Source organism: Segetibacter sp., from assembly GCF_025963695.1.
Taxonomy (GTDB): Bacteria; Bacteroidota; Bacteroidia; order Chitinophagales; family Chitinophagaceae; genus Segetibacter.
Window position 1 is genome coordinate 16,045 of record NZ_JAOQAH010000016.1, and the last position, 17,464, is coordinate 33,508.

General features: G+C 39.1%; 15 protein-coding genes. All 15 read left to right on the forward strand.

All coding sequences use genetic code 11. The features are described from left to right. The gene (locus JWR87_RS01495) at positions 1 to 1,002 is read left to right on the forward strand and encodes a Gfo/Idh/MocA family oxidoreductase (RefSeq protein WP_297814785.1); all 1,002 of its coding nucleotides are present in this window, start codon (positions 1 to 3) and stop codon (positions 1,000 to 1,002) included. Beyond that, on the forward strand, positions 1,002 to 1,697 hold the full coding sequence (locus tag JWR87_RS01500) for an acylneuraminate cytidylyltransferase family protein (RefSeq protein WP_297814786.1): 696 nt from the start codon (positions 1,002 to 1,004) through the stop codon (positions 1,695 to 1,697). Before JWR87_RS01495 ends, JWR87_RS01500 begins: the two co-directional genes overlap by 1 nt. Continuing rightward, positions 1,694 to 2,494: an SDR family oxidoreductase gene (locus JWR87_RS01505; RefSeq protein WP_297814787.1), complete on the forward strand. Its 801-nt coding sequence runs from the start codon at positions 1,694 to 1,696 to the stop codon at positions 2,492 to 2,494. Before JWR87_RS01500 ends, JWR87_RS01505 begins: the two co-directional genes overlap by 4 nt. Before the next feature lie 274 nt (positions 2,495 to 2,768). Then, on the forward strand, positions 2,769 to 3,518 hold the full coding sequence (locus tag JWR87_RS01510) for an FkbM family methyltransferase (RefSeq protein WP_297814788.1): 750 nt from the start codon (positions 2,769 to 2,771) through the stop codon (positions 3,516 to 3,518). Between the two features lie 35 nt (positions 3,519 to 3,553). Next, positions 3,554 to 4,609, forward strand: a complete 1,056-nt coding sequence (locus JWR87_RS01515) for an N-acetylneuraminate synthase family protein (protein WP_297814789.1) — start codon at positions 3,554 to 3,556, stop codon at positions 4,607 to 4,609. A gap of 1 nt (position 4,610) precedes the next feature. Further along, complete coding sequence (locus JWR87_RS01520; protein ID WP_297814790.1) at positions 4,611 to 5,564, forward strand: alpha-1,2-fucosyltransferase; 954 nt, start codon at positions 4,611 to 4,613, stop codon at positions 5,562 to 5,564. 24 nt (positions 5,565 to 5,588) lie between these two features. Continuing rightward, a complete protein-coding gene (locus JWR87_RS01525) occupies positions 5,589 to 6,404 on the forward strand; it encodes a formyltransferase family protein (RefSeq protein ID WP_297814791.1) in 816 nt (271 codons plus the stop codon). Further along, positions 6,404 to 7,351 (forward strand): polysaccharide deacetylase family protein, encoded by a 948-nt coding sequence (locus tag JWR87_RS01530; protein WP_297814792.1) that lies wholly within the window; start codon positions 6,404 to 6,406, stop codon positions 7,349 to 7,351. The genes JWR87_RS01525 and JWR87_RS01530 overlap by 1 nt, the downstream gene beginning before the upstream one ends. Next, a complete protein-coding gene (gene neuC, locus JWR87_RS01535; RefSeq protein ID WP_297814793.1) occupies positions 7,348 to 8,484 on the forward strand; it encodes a UDP-N-acetylglucosamine 2-epimerase in 1,137 nt (378 codons plus the stop codon). The genes JWR87_RS01530 and neuC overlap by 4 nt, the downstream gene beginning before the upstream one ends. Positions 8,485 to 8,516: 32 nt before the next feature. Then, positions 8,517 to 10,304 carry an ABC transporter ATP-binding protein gene (locus JWR87_RS01540; protein ID WP_297814794.1) on the forward strand — a complete coding sequence of 596 codons (1,788 nt, stop codon included), beginning with the start codon at positions 8,517 to 8,519 and terminating at the stop codon, positions 10,302 to 10,304. A gap of 28 nt (positions 10,305 to 10,332) precedes the next feature. Then, a complete protein-coding gene (locus tag JWR87_RS01545) occupies positions 10,333 to 11,745 on the forward strand; it encodes a CDP-glycerol glycerophosphotransferase family protein (RefSeq protein ID WP_297814795.1) in 1,413 nt (470 codons plus the stop codon). Continuing rightward, entirely contained in the window at positions 11,742 to 12,998 is a 1,257-nt protein-coding gene (locus tag JWR87_RS01550; RefSeq protein WP_297814796.1) for a glycosyltransferase family 4 protein, read from the forward strand. Before JWR87_RS01545 ends, JWR87_RS01550 begins: the two co-directional genes overlap by 4 nt. Before the next feature lie 152 nt (positions 12,999 to 13,150). Next, a complete protein-coding gene (locus JWR87_RS01555) occupies positions 13,151 to 14,383 on the forward strand; it encodes a glycosyltransferase family 4 protein (protein WP_297814797.1) in 1,233 nt (410 codons plus the stop codon). Positions 14,384 to 14,420: 37 nt separating this feature from the next. Continuing rightward, positions 14,421 to 16,271, forward strand: coding sequence for an asparagine synthase (glutamine-hydrolyzing) (gene asnB / locus JWR87_RS01560; RefSeq protein WP_297814798.1), 1,851 nt, complete (start codon positions 14,421 to 14,423; stop codon positions 16,269 to 16,271). Positions 16,272 to 16,275: 4 nt separating this feature from the next. After that, positions 16,276 to 17,454, forward strand: a complete 1,179-nt coding sequence (locus JWR87_RS01565) for a glycosyltransferase family 4 protein (RefSeq protein WP_297814799.1) — start codon at positions 16,276 to 16,278, stop codon at positions 17,452 to 17,454. The last annotated feature ends 10 nt before the right edge of the window (positions 17,455 to 17,464 follow it).

The following is a 17,464-nucleotide window of genomic DNA, read 5'->3' on the forward strand; positions in this document are numbered from 1 at the left end:
TTGAAAATCCTTCTCATCGGCCCTGGTTCCATCGGTCGTAGACATCTACGCAATCTTCTGACGCTGGGATACAACAAAATATCTATTGTCAGCCGTTCTGATACACTGCCTTCCGAATTTGATTTTCTTAAGGTATATTGCTCTCTACAAGATGCTTTATCCTCTTCAGTTTTCGATACTGCCATCATTTGCACTCCTACTGCTCTCCACCTGGCCTCAGTTGGTCTTTTATTAAAGGCTAAAATTCCTAACATTTATATTGAAAAACCTGTAAGCCATTCTTATAATGGAATAGAGGATTTACTTGTTTTAGCCGCTTCTTACCAAAACAATATTGCCGTCGGTTACGATCTCCACTTCGACCCCGGAATGCAAAAGGTCAGGCAATTGCTTTTAGAAGATACTGTGGGCAAAGTAGTTTCGATCAATGCACAAGTTGGCCAATTTTTGCCCGACTGGCGCCCCCACGAAGATTATATAAAAGGAATGAGCGCCAAGAAAGAAACCGGTGGTGGTGTAATGCTTGACCTGGTGCACGAATTTGATTATTTAATATGGTTGTGTGGACCAGTAAAAGCAGTCGCTTGCCAGTACACAAATACGGGAGCGTTGCAAATTGAAACCGAAGATGTATGTGATGTGCTACTCAGGTTTAACAATGGTGCAACAGGTACACTTCATCTCGACTATCTTCAAAAAAAGCTGATACGAACGTGTACTATCACCGGCTTCAACGGCACCATAACCTGGAACTTAGCGGCCTGCAAAGTAAACTGGATAAAAAAAAATAACGAGGAAGAGGCATTTGATTACAAGGGTTTTGAAAGGAATGACCGGTTTGTAGAAATTATGAAGGCTTTTCTGGAAAATAAAAACGACACAAGATTAACTCGTCTTGAACAAGGAGTTGAAAGTTTGAAAGTTGTTCTTGCTGCAAAACATTCTTCAGAGAATTTGGTGTTTGTAAACATGGATACATTTAAACCTTCCCTTTCCAGCTGATGATATTGGCTACCATTTGTTGTCGTGGAGGATCAAAGGGTGTACCTGGCAAAAATATAAGACTATTAAAAGGCAAACCACTCATAGCTTATACAATTGAAGCAGCCAAAGACAGCCTCCATATAAACAATCTAATTATCTCCACCGACGATGCAAGCATTGCTTCCATCGCAAAACAATTTGGCGCATCTGTTCCATTTATGCGTCCTGCTGATCTGGCAACTGATACCGCTTCTAAGTGGCCGGTATTTATTCATGCTGTAGAAACATATGAAAAGCTTTCGGGCGAAACAGTGGATTACCTGGTAGACCTTGATGTAACGGTGCCTTTAAAGAAAGCACAAGATATAGACGGAGCCATTGAGCTTGCCTTAACCGATCCAACAGCAGACGTTGTTATAACAGCTTATGAACCTGAACGCAATCCGTACTTCAACATGATGGAAGTGAATAACGAAGGATATGCAGAAATCGTAAAAAAAGGTGAACGGCCAATTGTAAGAAGACAAGATGCTCCCCTGGTGTATAGCTTAACTCCAGCCGCTTACGTTGTTAAGAAGAGTGCCTTGTATCAGTACGAGCACTGGAGTAAAGCTAAATGTAAAATTTTTCCCATCCCTCGTGAAAGAGCAGTAGATATAGATACAGAAATTGATTTTAAAATAGTTGAATTTTTAATGGATCATTACCAATGAGCGAGCTGAACCTATTTGATCTATCAGGCAAAATCGCAATAGTAACCGGAGGCGCCGGACTTCTCGCTTCTGAGCATGCTATTGCCTTACATGCACATGGCGCACAAATAGTGCTTGCCGACTTTAACGGCGAAAAATGTACACAGGCAGCTGATGCACTTGTAAAAGAAGGCGTAAACGTAAGCGCTAAGTTTTGTGACGTCACCAAAAAAGAAAGCTGGGAAACGCTTCTAAAACAAGTCGTAAATGAATTTGGTAAAGTTGACATTTTAATTAATAACGCCGGATTTACTAATCAAAGTAAGTCTGCAAACTTCGATGCCTCATTCGAGAACTTTCCTTTGGAAGATTGGAATGCAATAATGAATGTAAACCTCACCGGCGCATTCTTAGGCTGCCAGGTAGTTGGCAAACACATGCTCCAGAACGGCAAAGGCTCTATTATAAACATTGCTTCCTTATATGGAGTTGTAAGCCCTAATCATAAAATTTATCCGGGTACCGGCATTTCACAGCCGGTTGCATATAGCGTCAGCAAACACGGAGTTGTTGCACTCACAAAATACCTTGCTACGTTGTGGGCAGAAAAAGGGGTCAGGGTAAATGCATTAACTCCCGGCGGCATTTTTAATGGTCATGAGGGCTTGTTTCTTCAACGGTTTAAGCAACTAAACCCGATAGGCCGAATGAGCGACAAAACAGAATTGCGAGGGGGCATCGTCTTTCTTGCCAGCGACGCAAGTAGCCACGTAATTGGCCACAATTTAATTATAGATGGCGGGTGGACTGCCTGGTAATGAAAGGAAGGATGCGCTATAGCTTTAGTAAGGCTTTCAAATATATCTATTACACTTTTGCCTGATATTCTTACTCAGCATCAGTAATAATTCATACACTACCTCGTCGAAATTGTTTTCTCAAATTTTTTAGGTTACCAGCTTTAGTTTTTTCAATTAAGCATTGTTGTGTCACTCACTTGTACCTTTTTTATTTCTATTCAGCAATAAAGTAGAGCAAACTTGCTAAGACAGCCAAACTGCAAACCTATATCCCTATCCGTTTAAACTTCTTATGAACCTTCCTTTCCTTGAGCCAATTCTTCAAAGAATTCTTTTTTCACAGACAGCTAAAAACATACTTAAAAAACAGGGTAAAAGAATTATTGATTATCCCACGGGAGAACATAAAAAAATCATAGAGCTACTTAAACTAAAAAAGATCGACCTGGTTCTTGATGTTGGTGCAAACGAAGGGCAATACGCTTTATACCTTCGAACCATTGGCTATAAAGGTGCTATTATTTCCTTTGAACCGTTAGATGGGGTGTTTGAAAAACTACAATTAAAAGCTGCAAAAGACGCACAATGGAGTTGTTACCAAATGGCATTAGGCGATAAAGAAGAAACAACAGTTATCAATGTATCAGAAAACTCACAAAGCAGCTCACTGCTCCAATTGAAGTCTTTTGAATATGGTAAAAAAACCGGGATGAGTTATATCAGCCAACAAAAGGTAACAGTCAAAACACTTGACAGTTTATTTGCTGAAATAACAAAAGGCTACAGTAACGTTTACTTGAAATTAGACGTACAGGGATTTGAAAAAAAAGTATTGGATGGTGCACAAGAATCTTTACAATCTGTAACCGGTGTCCAGTTCGAAATGGCTTTTGAGGAGCTGTACAAAGGCGAGTTTTTATTCAATGAGGTGATAAGTTATCTTAAAGAAAAAAACTTTCATTTATGTGCTTTAAAAAACGGTTTTCATAACGAAGAGACCGGGAAGTTGTATGAGGCGGACGGAATATTTTATAAGATGTAATTAAAACTACAAATAGGCAAAGCAGCACTAATAGAATGAATAACTACATTGAAATAGCCGGAAGAAAAATTGGGTTGGATTTTCCACCTTTGGTCATTGCAGAGATTGGAATAAATCACGAAGGTTCACTTGCGGTTGCCAAAGAAATGGTCGATGCTGCCAAAGCTGCCGGGGTAGAAGTAATAAAGCATCAAACCCATATTGTAGAAGATGAAATGAGCAGTGCTGCAAAAAATACGATACCCGGCAACGCTGATGTAAGCATTTACGAGATCATGCGTCGTTGTTCTTTAAATGAAGAAGAGGAGTTGCAATTAAAAAACTACGTAGAAAGCCAGGGGATGATTTTTATAAGTACACCATTCAGCCGTGCCGCTGCCGACAGGCTACACAAGTGGAACGTTCCGGCTTATAAAATTGGTTCAGGCGAGTGTAGTAATTATCCCTTGCTTCAACATATTGCTTCGTTTGGTAAGCCTGTTATTCTCAGCACCGGAATGAATACTATTGAAAGTATTTCTAAAGCTGTGGCAATTTTTAAAAAGCTTCATATTTCTTATGCATTGTTGCATACTACCAATCTCTACCCAACCCCTAATCATCTTGTACGTTTAGGGGCAATGGCTGAAATACAAACAGCTTTTCCTGAAGCAGTTGTTGGCTTAAGTGATCATACACTTACCAACCATGCTTGTTTTGGTGCCGTCGCTTTAGGAGCTTCTATTCTTGAGAGACATTTTACTGATAGAATGGATCGTCCCGGCCCTGATATTATTTGCTCGATGAACGTGAAAGCGTGCACTGAATTAATAGAAGGTTCTAAAATAATAGCACAACAACGCGGCGGTCATAAAGGGCCTGCCAAAGAAGAGCAGGTTACTATTGACTTTGCATTTGCAACCGTTTGCACTATTAAGCCGATCGCAAAAGGCGAAGTATTTACAAAGGAAAATATTTGGGTAAAACGTCCGGGTAAGGGTGGCATTATTGCTGAACAATATGACAGCATTTTGGGTAAAACAGCCGCCAGAGATATTGCACCAGACATGCAGGTGAACTACGAAGACATCCATCAATTTCATCTGCACTAGAATGGTTATCTCAAAAATATCAATGGGTTTAGGTAACCAGATGTTCCAATATGCAGCCGGAAAAGCACTTTCACTCTATAAAAGAGTTCCTTTTAAATTAGATGTTTCCAGCTATGAGGGATATGGCCTGCGTAAATTTGAACTGGACTCTTTGTTTTCAATACAATCCCAAAAGGTTACCAAAGAGGAAGTAGCTAAGTATAGAATATTTCAACCGGTTAAAAGTGTATGGAATAAATTCTTTCCCAATAACAGGCTTTATTTTTATCACTTGCCATATGAAATGAGTGGAGTAAAGCGAACGGTTCTTCAATTAGCCGAGCTTGTTTCCCCGTCATATAACAAACGAACTTTCCTGGAACCTTACTATCATTTTAACCCAAATTTTTTCAAAGCTCCGGATGATGTTTTTTTAATTGGCTATTGGATGAGCTGGCGGTATTTTGAAAAATTCGACAAAGAGATAAGGCAGGATTTTACAATAAGACCCGAACTTATAAGCCACCTAAAAGTCATTGAAGAAAAAATCTTAGAAACAAATAGCGTAAGCATTCATATAAGAAGAAGCGACTTTACGACTAGCAAGAATGCTTCGCTACATGGCCTGGTACCCATCCATTTTTATGAGGAAGCTATAAAGGAAATAACAAGTAAAAACTCTTTTTCCCAATTCTATGTTTTCTCCGATGACATTGACTGGGTAAAACAAAATTTGCATTCAAAATATCCAATCACTTTTGTTAGTAATGAAGTCACCAAAACAGCATTTGAAGACTTTTATCTCATGACTATTTGTAAACATAATATTATTGCTAACAGTACTTTTAGCTGGTGGGCTGCTTACTTAAATAATAATCCCAACAAAACGGTTATAGCTCCCCAAAAGTGGTATAATCAATCTCCCTACAATTATAAGGATGTCTATCCTTTGTCTTGGAAAATTTTGAGCTGTTGAAAAATCTTTCTGATAAATAGTAGCTTGAAGAAGATAATCATTCTAACCGGCAACGAGTTAAGGCACCGCTATTTCAGAAAGAAAATTGCATTAAATAGCGGGATACAAGTCCTGAGATCTTTTTGCGAATCAGAAGAGGATTTAATTGAAAAAGGTGCGGCACAGGCTTCAGCAACCAAAAGACAACAACATTTATTAGCGAGAGAACAAAGTGAAAAAGATTTTTTTGAAGTATTTACAAATATCGCTGAAGACCTGTCAAATGCAGTAGTCATTAGTAGGGGTGAAATAAATAATGTGGTATGTTTTGAAGAAATAAAATCTCTCGAGCCCGACCTGATAATCGTTTACGGAGCTTCCCTTTTAAAAGATCCTTTACTATCCCGATTTCCCAATAAAATATTGAATGTACACCTTGGCTTGTCTCCGTACTACCGCGGTGCGGCAACTAATTTTTGGCCGCTGGTTGATCGTAATCCTGCCTGTGTCGGTGCTACTTTTATGTATATTGATGCCGGTGTTGACACGGGCGAAATAATACACCAGGTAAGAGCTTCTTACAATTTTTTTGATACTCCCTCAACTATTGGTAACAGGTTGATAAAAGACATGTCTGAAATTTTTTCGGAGATCATCGTCAAACATGAAAGGTTAGTTAAGCCGGCAGTTCCTGGTTATACCGGGTTCGAAAAATTGTATAAAAAAAGGGATTTTAAAGAGGAAGCTGTTGAGCAGCTTTATTTAAATTTTGAAGGAGGGATGGTCGAAGAATATCTCAGTAAGATGAACGAAATGAATTCGCGGTTTCCTATTGTAACCAACCCAGCAATTGCCCATTGATGAAAGCGGTCATGTATCATTATGTGAGAAAAGAAAATGACGAATTCCCCTCATTTAAATTCTTACATATAGATGCCTTTAAAAAGCAGTTGGATTACCTGGCAGAAAACTTCGGCATTCTGCATCCCGACGTTTTAAAAGAAAGTGTTATTACGGGCAAGCCTGCAGACGGCGTTATATTAACTTTCGACGATGGTATCAAAGATCATTATGACTTCGTTTTGCCCGAACTGTTAAACAGGGGACTATCAGCTATTTTTTATATTTCTACCGGCGTTTATGAGAGCAATAGAATACTCGGAGTTCACCGGCTTCATTTGCTGCTCGGCAAGTTTCCTTCGGGGCTTATTTACCACAAATTGCTTGGTCTGGTTAAAAATGAAATGCTTTCTCACTCCCATGTAAAAGAGTTTCAAACTATACCTTACTCTCTTCAGAACAATGATGAGTATACCAACCAGGTAAAGCGGATGATGAACTATTTGATAAGTTATCAATATAGAGAGCAGGTTTTGGATGAGTTGATGGATGAATTTTTCGGCGGAGACAAAAAGATTTTTGAGTCATTTTATCTAAGCATCGGAGAAATAAAGAAGATGCACGACCTCGGAATGGTGATGGGAAGCCATACTAAATCGCATCCGGTATTAAGCAAACTCTCGTTCCAGGAACAGCAAACTGAAATACACAGCTCATTCGACTACCTGGAAAACATTTGCATAAAGTTGCCCTATAAAACGTTTTGTTATCCTTATGGGGGCTTTCATTCTTTTACGAATGAAACGGAAAGTATATTGAAAAATGCAGGATGTCTTTTTTCTTTCAATGTGGAAGAAAGAGATATTTCAGAAATGGATTTAAAAAACAGGCCACAGGCATTGCCAAGGTATGATTGCAATTGTTTCCCTCACGGTAAATTATGGGAGAATAAAAAGGTTACTGAATGAAGAAAAATAAGATCGTTTTCCTGACCGGTACCCGGGCTGATTTTGGTAAAATGAAATCTCTTATCGAAATCGTGCAAACGACGCAGATTTTTGAAATGCACATCTTCGCCACCGGTATGCATATGGATAACAAGTTCGGCTACACCGTTCGCGAGATTGAAAAGTGTGGTTATCAAAATATTTACAAGTTTATCAACCACGACTCTGGTGCTGCAATGGATATTACCTTATCAAGAACCATTGAAGGATTTGCCAATTACGTTCGGCTTATTCAGCCAGACCTTATTGTTGTTCATGGTGATCGGATAGAAGCTTTAGCAGGTGCAACAGTTGGAGCGTTGAACAATGTACTGGTAGCACATATAGAAGGTGGCGAGTTGTCGGGAACTGTTGATGAGCTAATTCGACATGCTGTCTCCAAACTTAGTCACACCCATTTTGTTGCAAATGAAGACGCCAAAGCAAGGCTGATGCAAATGGGAGAAATAAGTGAAAGTGTTTTTGTAATAGGCTCTCCCGATATCGATGCAATGAAAAGAGAAACACTTCCTTCTATAAAAGAAGTGAAAGCGTACTACGAAGTGCCATTTGATAATTATGCTATCTCTATGTTTCATCCGGTGACTACCGAGTTTAATAATATGAGTGAGTACGCCGAAGAATATGTGCAGGCGTTAGATGAGTGTGGGCGCAACTTCATTGTTATCTATCCTAATAATGACTATGGTTCAGATTTCATTTTAGCACAAATAAGAAAACTGGAAGGGAATGACAGATTTCGAATATTTCCCTCTGTTCGTTTTGAAGCCTTTCTTTCAATGATGGAAAATGCATTGTTTATTGCCGGAAATTCAAGTGCAGGTATTCGCGAAGCACCTATTTATGGCGTTCCTACTGTGAACGTTGGTACAAGACAAAATGGAAGAACCAGGAATGCGAATATTATCCATACAGGTTATGGTAAAAAAGAAATTCTTCAAGGAATTAAGAAAGCGTTGAGTTTACAGTTAGAACCTATCAGCCTGTTTGGCGATGGGAATAGTGATGAGCTATTTAAGAAAATAATTTTACAGGATAGTTTTTGGGATACTTGCAAGCAGAAAACTTTTTCAAATTCAATAAGTGTTTATTGAAGTGTGAGCTGTATTAAAGTCGGGATGTAGGCATGAAGTTTAAAAACAGTTTTACAGGATATTTTTGGTTCTACTATAGGTTGACAGGTAAAAGACTGTTAGCCAATGTTGCTTTAAGTATAACCGTTAGCTTACTAGATGGTATTAGCCTCGCCATGTTTATGCCTTTACTTCAATCTGCCAGCGGTGCTTCAGCTGCTCAAAGCAAGGAAACTTTAGGCAGTCTTCATTATATCACCGACGTTTTAGAAGGTGTTGGGCTCACCCTAAATATTGCAACCGTTCTTAGTATTCTGGTTGTTCTTTTTATGCTGAAAGGTTCTTTCAAATTTCTGCAGTTAACCTTCCAGGTTCAGACACGGCATTTATTTATGAAGAAAATCAGGTACTTATTGATCGATAGTTTAGAAGATCTAAGCTATAAGGGCTTTCTTAAACTGGATGCAGGAAGAATACATAACACCTTGACGGGCGAGGTGTCAAAATTGTTTCAAAGCATGAACTATTACTTTAACGCAGCTCAAAATACAGTAATGCTAAGTACCTATATCATGCTGGCTTTTCTTGCCAATTTTCAATTTGCAATATTGGTTGCTCTAGGTGCTGGCTTATCTAACCTGGTTTATCGTAAAATTTATAAAGCGTGTAAAAAAATTGCGTTCCAGTTATCGCTTAAAGGAAATAGCTTCAATAGTTTTTTAGTACAGGCTATCCATAACTACAAATATTTAAAAAGCACTAATTACTTAAGCACTTTTTCTAAAAAGATAAAAACCGTCATAAACGACACTGAGCATCTTAATAGAAAGATCGGTGTTTATAACGCCATCACAGCAAGCGTAAAAGAACCTTTAATTATTATAGTGGTTGCTGTTGTCATTCTCATCCAGTTGCGTTTCTCATCGGGTAACTTAACTTCTATACTATTAAGTCTTTTATTGTTTTACCGTTCTCTTAATTTTCTAATGGTTTTGCAAAATGAATGGCAACAATTCATCCAGGTATCGGCAAGCATTACAACCGTTAGTTCTATTGTAAATGAAATGGAAACGATGAAAGAGGTAAAAGCGTCTACTCGTTTTCACTCATTTAAAAACCACATCAGGATTAAAAACGTTGTTTTTGCATATGGGTCACAAGTGGTTTTACATAATATAGATGTAGAAATACCAAAGAATAAAACGATAGCGTTGGTTGGAGAAAGCGGCTCTGGGAAAACAACGCTTGCCAATATCGTATCCGGCCTTATTCAACCAGGGGAAGGGGAGGTATTAATAGACAATCTTCCTTTAAAGAATATTAATCTTAATAGTTACAGAGATCAGATCGGCTATATTTCGCAGGAGCCGGTAATTTTTAATGACAACATTTTTAATAACATCACTTTCTGGGCTGAACCTAGTGCAAAAAACATTCAAAAGTTTTGGGACACTGTGGAATTGGCGTCACTTACCGGGTTTGTAACCGGGTTGCCCGAAAAGGAACTAACTCCATTAGGCGATAATGGAATGCTTGTGTCAGGAGGGCAAAAGCAAAGAATATCTATCGCCCGCGAACTATATAAGGATGCTCAAATTCTGATCCTCGATGAAGCTACATCTGCATTGGATTCTGAAACGGAAAGAGTGATACAGGATAATATGGATAAACTGCATGGCAAGTTCACGATACTAATAATAGCGCATCGGCTCTCGACCATTAAAAATGCTGATATAATTTATTTGCTTGATAAAGGCAAAGTGTTGGATTATGGCGATTTTAATAAGATGCTTTCCGAATCGCAAAGATTTAAAAGGATGGTTTCTCTACAGGAAATGTAATGAAGGCACACAATAGACGCACATCGAAATGGAAAATTTAAAGAAAAGAATACTTGTTCCTATAGTAGGCCAGGGGTCTATTACGCATATCATTCGTACAGGTATGCTCGATAGCATGAGCGAATTCTGTAAACCTGTTGTTGCTCTTATCTGGAAAGAAGAAGATTTGATAAACGAATTGAAGCGTAAGGGGTACGAGGTTACTTTTTTTCCTCCTTATAAGGTTTCACCTGAATATGCTTCTCTACGGTATAAAATAAACCTGTGGTACCTGCAGCACAAACTAAAAACACCAAGTGTAAACATCCAACGCAATTACCTGGCGCAGTTTGGCAAGAATAGGAAGTCGATCAAGCTAAGAAAGAAGCTCAGTGAAACTTACTATAAGCTAAGGTTTAAGTTGCAAGGTGGATACATTAGGGAGTTGCTTCAGCAGGAAGAAATTTTAATGCAGAAGGAGCAAGTGTTGCTTGAATATAAAAGCTGGCTGAAGCTGCTGAATATCTATGGCTTGTTTACCGTTACTCCTTTTTTGCACGAGGTTGATTTAATAGCGCGGCTTTTGAAGCAACAAAAAATTCCGGTTATTGCCTCCATTCATAGTTTTGACAACGTTACAAAACGAGGTTGGCAGTCTGTAGTTTTCGACCGTTATATTGTTTGGAACAAATATAATAAGGCCGAGTTGCAACGCATTTACAAGCCGTTGCAACAAGATGGGTTAATCACCATTGCAGGCGCACCCCAATTTGACTTTCACTATAATGAAGCGTTTTCATGGAGCCGCCAGGAATGGCTTGAGCGAAAGGGATTGCCTTCTGATAAGAAAATTATTTTATTCAGCGGAGGGCCTGTGGCCCTGTTGCCCGATGAACCGCAGTATTTGAAAGCACTGAAAGAGGCTTTTGAAAATGGAGAGATCTCAAAGGATTACGTAATACTTTTTCGTTGTCATCCGTTAGATAAAGTAGAAAGATGGAAACAATATGTAGGGGAGAGCCCTTTCATATTTTACGATAGTGCACCAAACGGTGCTAAGAAGCTGGATCATGCAAATGTGCTGAAAGATGATATTATGAACCTCATGTCCACATTGAAGCATACCGAAATTCACATCAACACTATTTCTACCATGTGTGTTGATGGAAGTGCTTTTAAAAAGCCTCAAATAGGACCCTACTATGATGAAGTAAATCCTTCGAAGGAAGATTTATTCAGGCGAATGTATTACCAGGAACATTATGTACCGATAATGAAAAGCGATGTTTTAAACCTTGCTTATACAAAGGCTGAATTCATTGATCTGGTTAATCGCCTCATCCAAAATCCTTCGGCATACACAGCCAACTGTGCAAGATGTGTAGAAGAAATCATTACTTATTCCGACGGCCAGTCAACTTCACGTGCTGTATCTGCAATCAGAAATTTCTTTGTTGCATGAGAATTCTTCATGTAAGTCAAAACTATTTTCCCTCTGTTGGCGGTCCCCAGTATACTATAAAACACGTTTCAGAGAAACTGGTTTCTTATTATGGTGACGAGGTTCAGGTGTGCACCACTAATTCATTGTACAATCCTGAAGCAAAGCTTTTTAAAAAAATTGTCCCTGCTGTTGAAACAATAGGGCAAGTGCAAGTAAACAGGCTTCCCTTCAATCGGTGGCATTATCCGTTAATTGAAGTGCTAGGTAAAGTTTATGGAAAAGCAAGTGGTAACCCCTTACCGCAAACTATTACAAAGCATCGGTGGGAACTCGACAGCCCTGCAATAAAGGATATGATGGCCGAGAGTAATGCCGACGTTATAATGGCTACAACCATTATTTATAGTTTTTCGGATTATCCCTTGTGGCGCCTGAAAACCAGAAACGCGAAACCATTTGTGCTATACGGCGCTATTCATTTGCACAAGGCCCTTGCTGAAAATTCTACCCTGATAAAAAGAGCTAAAGCGTGCGATTGTTATATAGCAAACACTGATTTCGAAAAGGATGAATTAGTTGGATACGGGGTAGAAGAAGACAAAATTGTTACAATAGGTACAGGTATCGAATTAGATGATTTTTCAACGCCAACTGAAGAAGTAAAGTTATTTCGGCAAAAAAATGGAATACACGAAACCGAGGTGTTGGTTGGCTTTATCGGTCGGTTGGTAAAAGGCAAAGGTGTTGCGATATTAATTGATGCGTTTAGAAAATTGCATGCGGAAAACAAGAAGGTAAAACTGTTGCTTGCTGGCGGAACTACAGAATATGTACCGGAAATAAAAAGGGTGATAGAAGAAGAGAAGCTGCCAATTATATTAATAGAGAATTTTGATGAGAAGATAAAGCCCGTTCTTTTTAATGCTCTTGACATCTTTGTTCTGGCTTCACAAAGTGAGTCTTTTGGAGTGGTTTTTTTAGAAGCCTGGGCGTGCAAAAAACCAGTAATAGGATCGAGGATGGGAGCTATACAATCTTTGTTAAGCGAGCAGATGGATAGCCTTTTATTTGAACCTGGAAACGCTGAAAGTTTGAAAGCTGCTATACAACTTTTAGTTGGTGATTTAAATGCCAGAAACTTTTTAGGTAATAACGGTTATAACAAAGTAGTTGAAAATTACACCTGGAAAAAAGTGGTTGAAAAATATCGGTACGCGTATCAACTTGGCATTAGAAACTTTAAAAGCAACACTAAAAAGAGTTTGGTTTAATGTGTTTGATATACCGATGCCTTTTTTGTTGTTGCCTAAGGCTGAATAAAAAATAACGGTACAAGGGAGTGACACAACGATGTCGGGTCGACAACAAATGCCTGCAACAATATTTTCACTTATTTTCTATAAATTTTATTTTAATTGACTGAATGAAAATTGTACACATAAGTCACCTGTATCATCCCTCAGTGGGTGGTGTACAAACTTTTTTTAAAAATATTTCTGAGAGATTGGTGAAAGATTATGGTGACGATGTTTCGGTAGTTACCACTAATTCTCTTTACGGACCAGAGCGGCAGATATTTAAGAAAATAGAGCCTGCAGAAGAAGTTATTAACGGAGTTAAAGTGCTTCGTTTTCCATACAGAAGGGCGCATATAAAGCTTTATAAATTTATTTCTAAAGTACTTGCAAAGTTGTGTATAAGAAAGCCGGGATGGATGGTGTTACAATCAAACGGCCCTTATTCACCTCAAATGAAGAAGTACCTGATGCAGACGGATGCTGATGCTTTTTGTGGCTCGAGCAGTCCCTATTATTACATGCAGCTTCCTTTATGGAGAAAGTGCAATTTTTTTTACTACGGAAGTATTCACCTTGAAAAAGATGAAAGTAAAACTTTTCTTTACCCGGCTCAGGTAGCTTCTATGAATGCTTCGAAACTGTATCTGGCAAATACAGTCTACGAGAAAAAGCAGCTTGAAAAACTGGGGGTAGCTGGTGAAAGGATTTGTGTTTTAGGAACAGGTGTAGATATGGAACCCTTTACTTCCGTTAGGGAAAAAGATATAAAAGCTTACAGACTAAAACTTGGAGTTCCTGAAGACGGTTTATTGATAGCGTATGTTGGCAGGATTGAACCTACAAAAAATGTAATTACCCTCATTAAAGCATTCGGGAGAATTGCTCTTGAGTTTCCTGATGCTTATCTGCTGATTGCCGGATCGAATAGTGGTTATGCAGTGGAATTACAAGCTTATTGCCGCGATATAGCTTCAGCAATTTCGGATAGAATAAAGTTTGGGGTAGATTTTCCTGTTGAAGAAAAAGGCCTTGTTTTTAATGCATTAGACATACTTGTATTACCCAGTCATAACGAATCATTTGGACTTGTATTTCTGGAGGCATGGAGCTGTAGAAAACCGGTAATAGGTACATCTATCGGAGCTGTAAGAGATGTTATAAGGGACGGAGTTGACGGCCTGTTGATGGATATAGGAAGTGAAATGAGCCTTGCTGCAAAGTTGAACGAGCTAATCGGCAATAAAGCATTAAGAACAAGCATGGGCGAAAAGGGGTTTGTGAAAGTAAAAGAACATTACACGTGGGATATTATTACAGCTAGATTAAGGCAATGCTACGTAGAGGCAGGTATTTTATGAACTTGGCGTTTAATACAAAAAAAAAGTATCATCGGGCATGTGCGGAATTGTAGGCATATTTAATTATCGCGATAGTATACAAGGCGAACGACCATTTATTGAATGGGCGCTTAAGAGCATGCATCATCGTGGGCCTGATTCTAACGGTACCTGGACAAACAACGAAAATTATATAGCCGGGTTCGTTCGTTTATCCATTTTGGATTTATCTGAAAACGGCAACCAGCCAATGATTTCTTCCTGTGGCAAATATGCGCTCTCATTTAACGGTGAAATGTATAATGTGGGTGAGTACAGAAAGCGTTTGCAAAATGAAGGGGTAACTTTTCATTCGACCACAGATACCGAGGTTTTGTTATATGCGCTTATACATTGGGGCGAGGAATATGTACTAGAGTACTTTGACGGCCTGTTTGCTTTTGCGTTTTACAGCGTCATTACCAATAGCCTGATTCTTGCCCGTGACCGAAGCGGGATTAAGCCTTTATATATCGGCCATTCTTCGCGCGGAATTATTTATAGTTCACAATACGATCATATCATAAATCACGCTTACATTAAAACGAACCCTTTGCATAGTGGTGCCGTTGGTGCCTACCTGTCTTTAGGGTATGTTCCTGAGAATTCTGGTGTGGTTACTTCTACATTTTTGTTGCCGCATGGATATTATCTGCGGGTCGGCGATGCAGGGTTAACGAGGCATAGGTTCTTTAATTATGCACTTCGGCAAAAAGGCAAAGCAGTTAAATCACTTGAGCAGATACTGGAGGAAAACGTAAAGTCGCAATTAGTAAGCGACGTTCCGGTTGGCACTTTCCTGTCGGGTGGAGTTGACAGCCCGCTGGTTTCTTATTTTGCAAACAAGCATACAAATATTCAATCATTTACCATTGGTGTAAATGATGAGAAAATAGATGAAAGTAAGGCTGCGGCCCAATATGCAAACATCTTTCATACCCAACATTTTTGCCGGCACATAACAGAAAAGGATTTACTGCAAACGATTGCAGATAACACCAAAGCCTTCTCTGAGCCTTTTGCTGATTTTTCTTCGATACCCACATTAGTGTTATCGAAGTTTGCGAGACAAAAAGTTACAGTTGCACTAAGTGGAGATGGCGGAGATGAGTTGTTTTGGGGATACCCAAGAAATCTGCGAATGTTACGCGAAGGCATGGCATTCAGGCAAAGCAGATTGACACGGGTTTTAAGTTTTGGAAGGGAAAAAGTTACGGGAGCAAAAAGAGTTATACGAAAAAGGCATTTAAAAGTAGCAGACTTTCCAGCTTATTACTACCGTTCTTTATTTATTACAGGAGCAGAGCAATGGCTTCCGGACGGGTTTGATGATAAAATAGAAGAAGCCTTTTTCTTAGAAAAATTATACGAGGAAGACGGAGCGCACGACGTGACCGAACAAAATATTATGAACTTGCTTCGTAAGTTGGAGTTTGACATTCACCTGCAGCGAATTTTACTAAAAGTTGACCGTGCAAGTATGTATCATAGCCTTGAAGTAAGAGTTCCGCTTTTAAGCAATGAGATGATTGACTACAGCTCAACACTTGATTATGAAAGCTGTATTAAAAACGGACAGGGGAAGTATAACCTTAAGCAGTTACTGATTAATAAGTCGAACGAAAAGTTGGTGTTACAACCCAAAAAGGGCTTTGTAATACCGATAGGAACCTGGCTTAGAAAAGAATTGAGGAAAGATGTAGAGGACAAGATTATGAACATGCCGGGAGAACTTTCTCGGATGTTTAAAAGAAAAGAGCTTGAAAAAATACTACACGAGCATAACCAATCAAAGCAGGATTGGGGTTGGTTGATATGGTCATTATACTCACTTGTTAACTGGCACCAGCAACACAGAAATGCAATGTAAACCAATGAGAATTTGCCTTGTAACAAATGAGTTTCCGGCACTAACAGAAACCTTTATTACGACAAAAGCACTCGAACTTCGCCGACGCGGCCATCACATCACTGTTATTCGTAACCAGGATACCAACGTTGTAAATGAGTCGCATGTTAATCAAGTTAAAGAAGCAGGTATTAAAGTGCTTACTTATAACCAACTACAAACAAAAAAGGGAATAGCAAAAGCGTTCTTATCGCACCCTTCGCTGGTGCTAACATCATTTTCACTTTCCGGCTCGGGGTTTAAGGCAAAGTTTAAGCAGCAGTTGCAAAGATTGTTGTTGAGCAAAAATTCTTTTGATATTGTTCATGTAGAATTTTCGGGATTGGGAGTTGCTTATGGAAGCGCACTGGAAAACGTGGGCGCTAAGGTGGTGGTTAGTTGCAGGGGAACAGCAGAAAAGGTAAAGCCAATATCAGAGCCAAATAGAAAAGAGCAGTTAAGAAAATTGTTTACAACGGCCGATGCCATTCATTGCGTCTCACAAGACATGGCTACTACCATTACTCCCTATTGTACCAAGCCTGGAAAAATTTTTGTTAACCGGCCTTCTATCGATCCCACAGTTTTTAAGAGGGCAAAGCCTTATTGGCCCTCAGAATCAGGGTTACAGATATTTACGATAGGACGATTTACGTTTCAAAAAGGATACCTGATCGGGTTAATGGCGATGCGTAAACTTAAAAATGAAGGCGTAAAGTTCACTTGGAAAATTGTGGGCGACGGGCCGCTAAAAGAAGAAATGTTGTATCACATCCACGCATTGCAGTTACAGGATTGCATTGAGTTGACAGGTAAAAAAAATCGCGACGAAATTCTTGAACTGTATCATCAGGCAGACGTTTTCTTATTGCCTAGTGTGTATGAAGGAATTGCCAACGTTTGCCTGGAGGCAATGAGCATGGAGTTGCCGGTGGTATCAACAAAAAGTGGCGGTATGGAAGAAGTGATTGTTCACCAACAAAATGGACTTCTTTGCGAAACCTATGACGTTGCTTCAATAGCAGAAAATATAAAATGGTTGGTTCTACATCCTGGTAGGTTAACAGCGCTTGGCGTACAGGCCCGGAAAACAATTCTCGAAAGATTTACGATAAGCCGGCAGGTAGACGTTTTCGAAGAGCAATATGCTAACTTAATTAAATAGTAAGACACCA

What these genes read in the sequence shown, in the direction of transcription:
- JWR87_RS01500 (WP_297814786.1), top strand. Translation starts at nt 1,002, where the DNA reads ATGATATTGGCTACCATTTGTTGTCGTGGAGGATCAAAGGGTGTACCT.
- JWR87_RS01505 (WP_297814787.1), top strand. Translation starts at nt 1,694, where the DNA reads ATGAGCGAGCTGAACCTATTTGATCTATCAGGCAAAATCGCAATAGTA.
- JWR87_RS01510 (WP_297814788.1), top strand. Translation starts at nt 2,769, where the DNA reads ATGAACCTTCCTTTCCTTGAGCCAATTCTTCAAAGAATTCTTTTTTCA.
- JWR87_RS01515 (WP_297814789.1), top strand. Translation starts at nt 3,554, where the DNA reads ATGAATAACTACATTGAAATAGCCGGAAGAAAAATTGGGTTGGATTTT.
- JWR87_RS01520 (WP_297814790.1), top strand. Translation starts at nt 4,611, where the DNA reads ATGGTTATCTCAAAAATATCAATGGGTTTAGGTAACCAGATGTTCCAA.
- JWR87_RS01530 (WP_297814792.1), top strand. Translation starts at nt 6,404, where the DNA reads ATGAAAGCGGTCATGTATCATTATGTGAGAAAAGAAAATGACGAATTC.
- neuC (WP_297814793.1), top strand. Translation starts at nt 7,348, where the DNA reads ATGAAGAAAAATAAGATCGTTTTCCTGACCGGTACCCGGGCTGATTTT.
- JWR87_RS01540 (WP_297814794.1), top strand. Translation starts at nt 8,517, where the DNA reads ATGAAGTTTAAAAACAGTTTTACAGGATATTTTTGGTTCTACTATAGG.
- JWR87_RS01545 (WP_297814795.1), top strand. Translation starts at nt 10,333, where the DNA reads ATGGAAAATTTAAAGAAAAGAATACTTGTTCCTATAGTAGGCCAGGGG.
- JWR87_RS01550 (WP_297814796.1), top strand. Translation starts at nt 11,742, where the DNA reads ATGAGAATTCTTCATGTAAGTCAAAACTATTTTCCCTCTGTTGGCGGT.
- JWR87_RS01555 (WP_297814797.1), top strand. Translation starts at nt 13,151, where the DNA reads ATGAAAATTGTACACATAAGTCACCTGTATCATCCCTCAGTGGGTGGT.
- asnB (WP_297814798.1), top strand. Translation starts at nt 14,421, where the DNA reads ATGTGCGGAATTGTAGGCATATTTAATTATCGCGATAGTATACAAGGC.
- JWR87_RS01565 (WP_297814799.1), top strand. Translation starts at nt 16,276, where the DNA reads ATGAGAATTTGCCTTGTAACAAATGAGTTTCCGGCACTAACAGAAACC.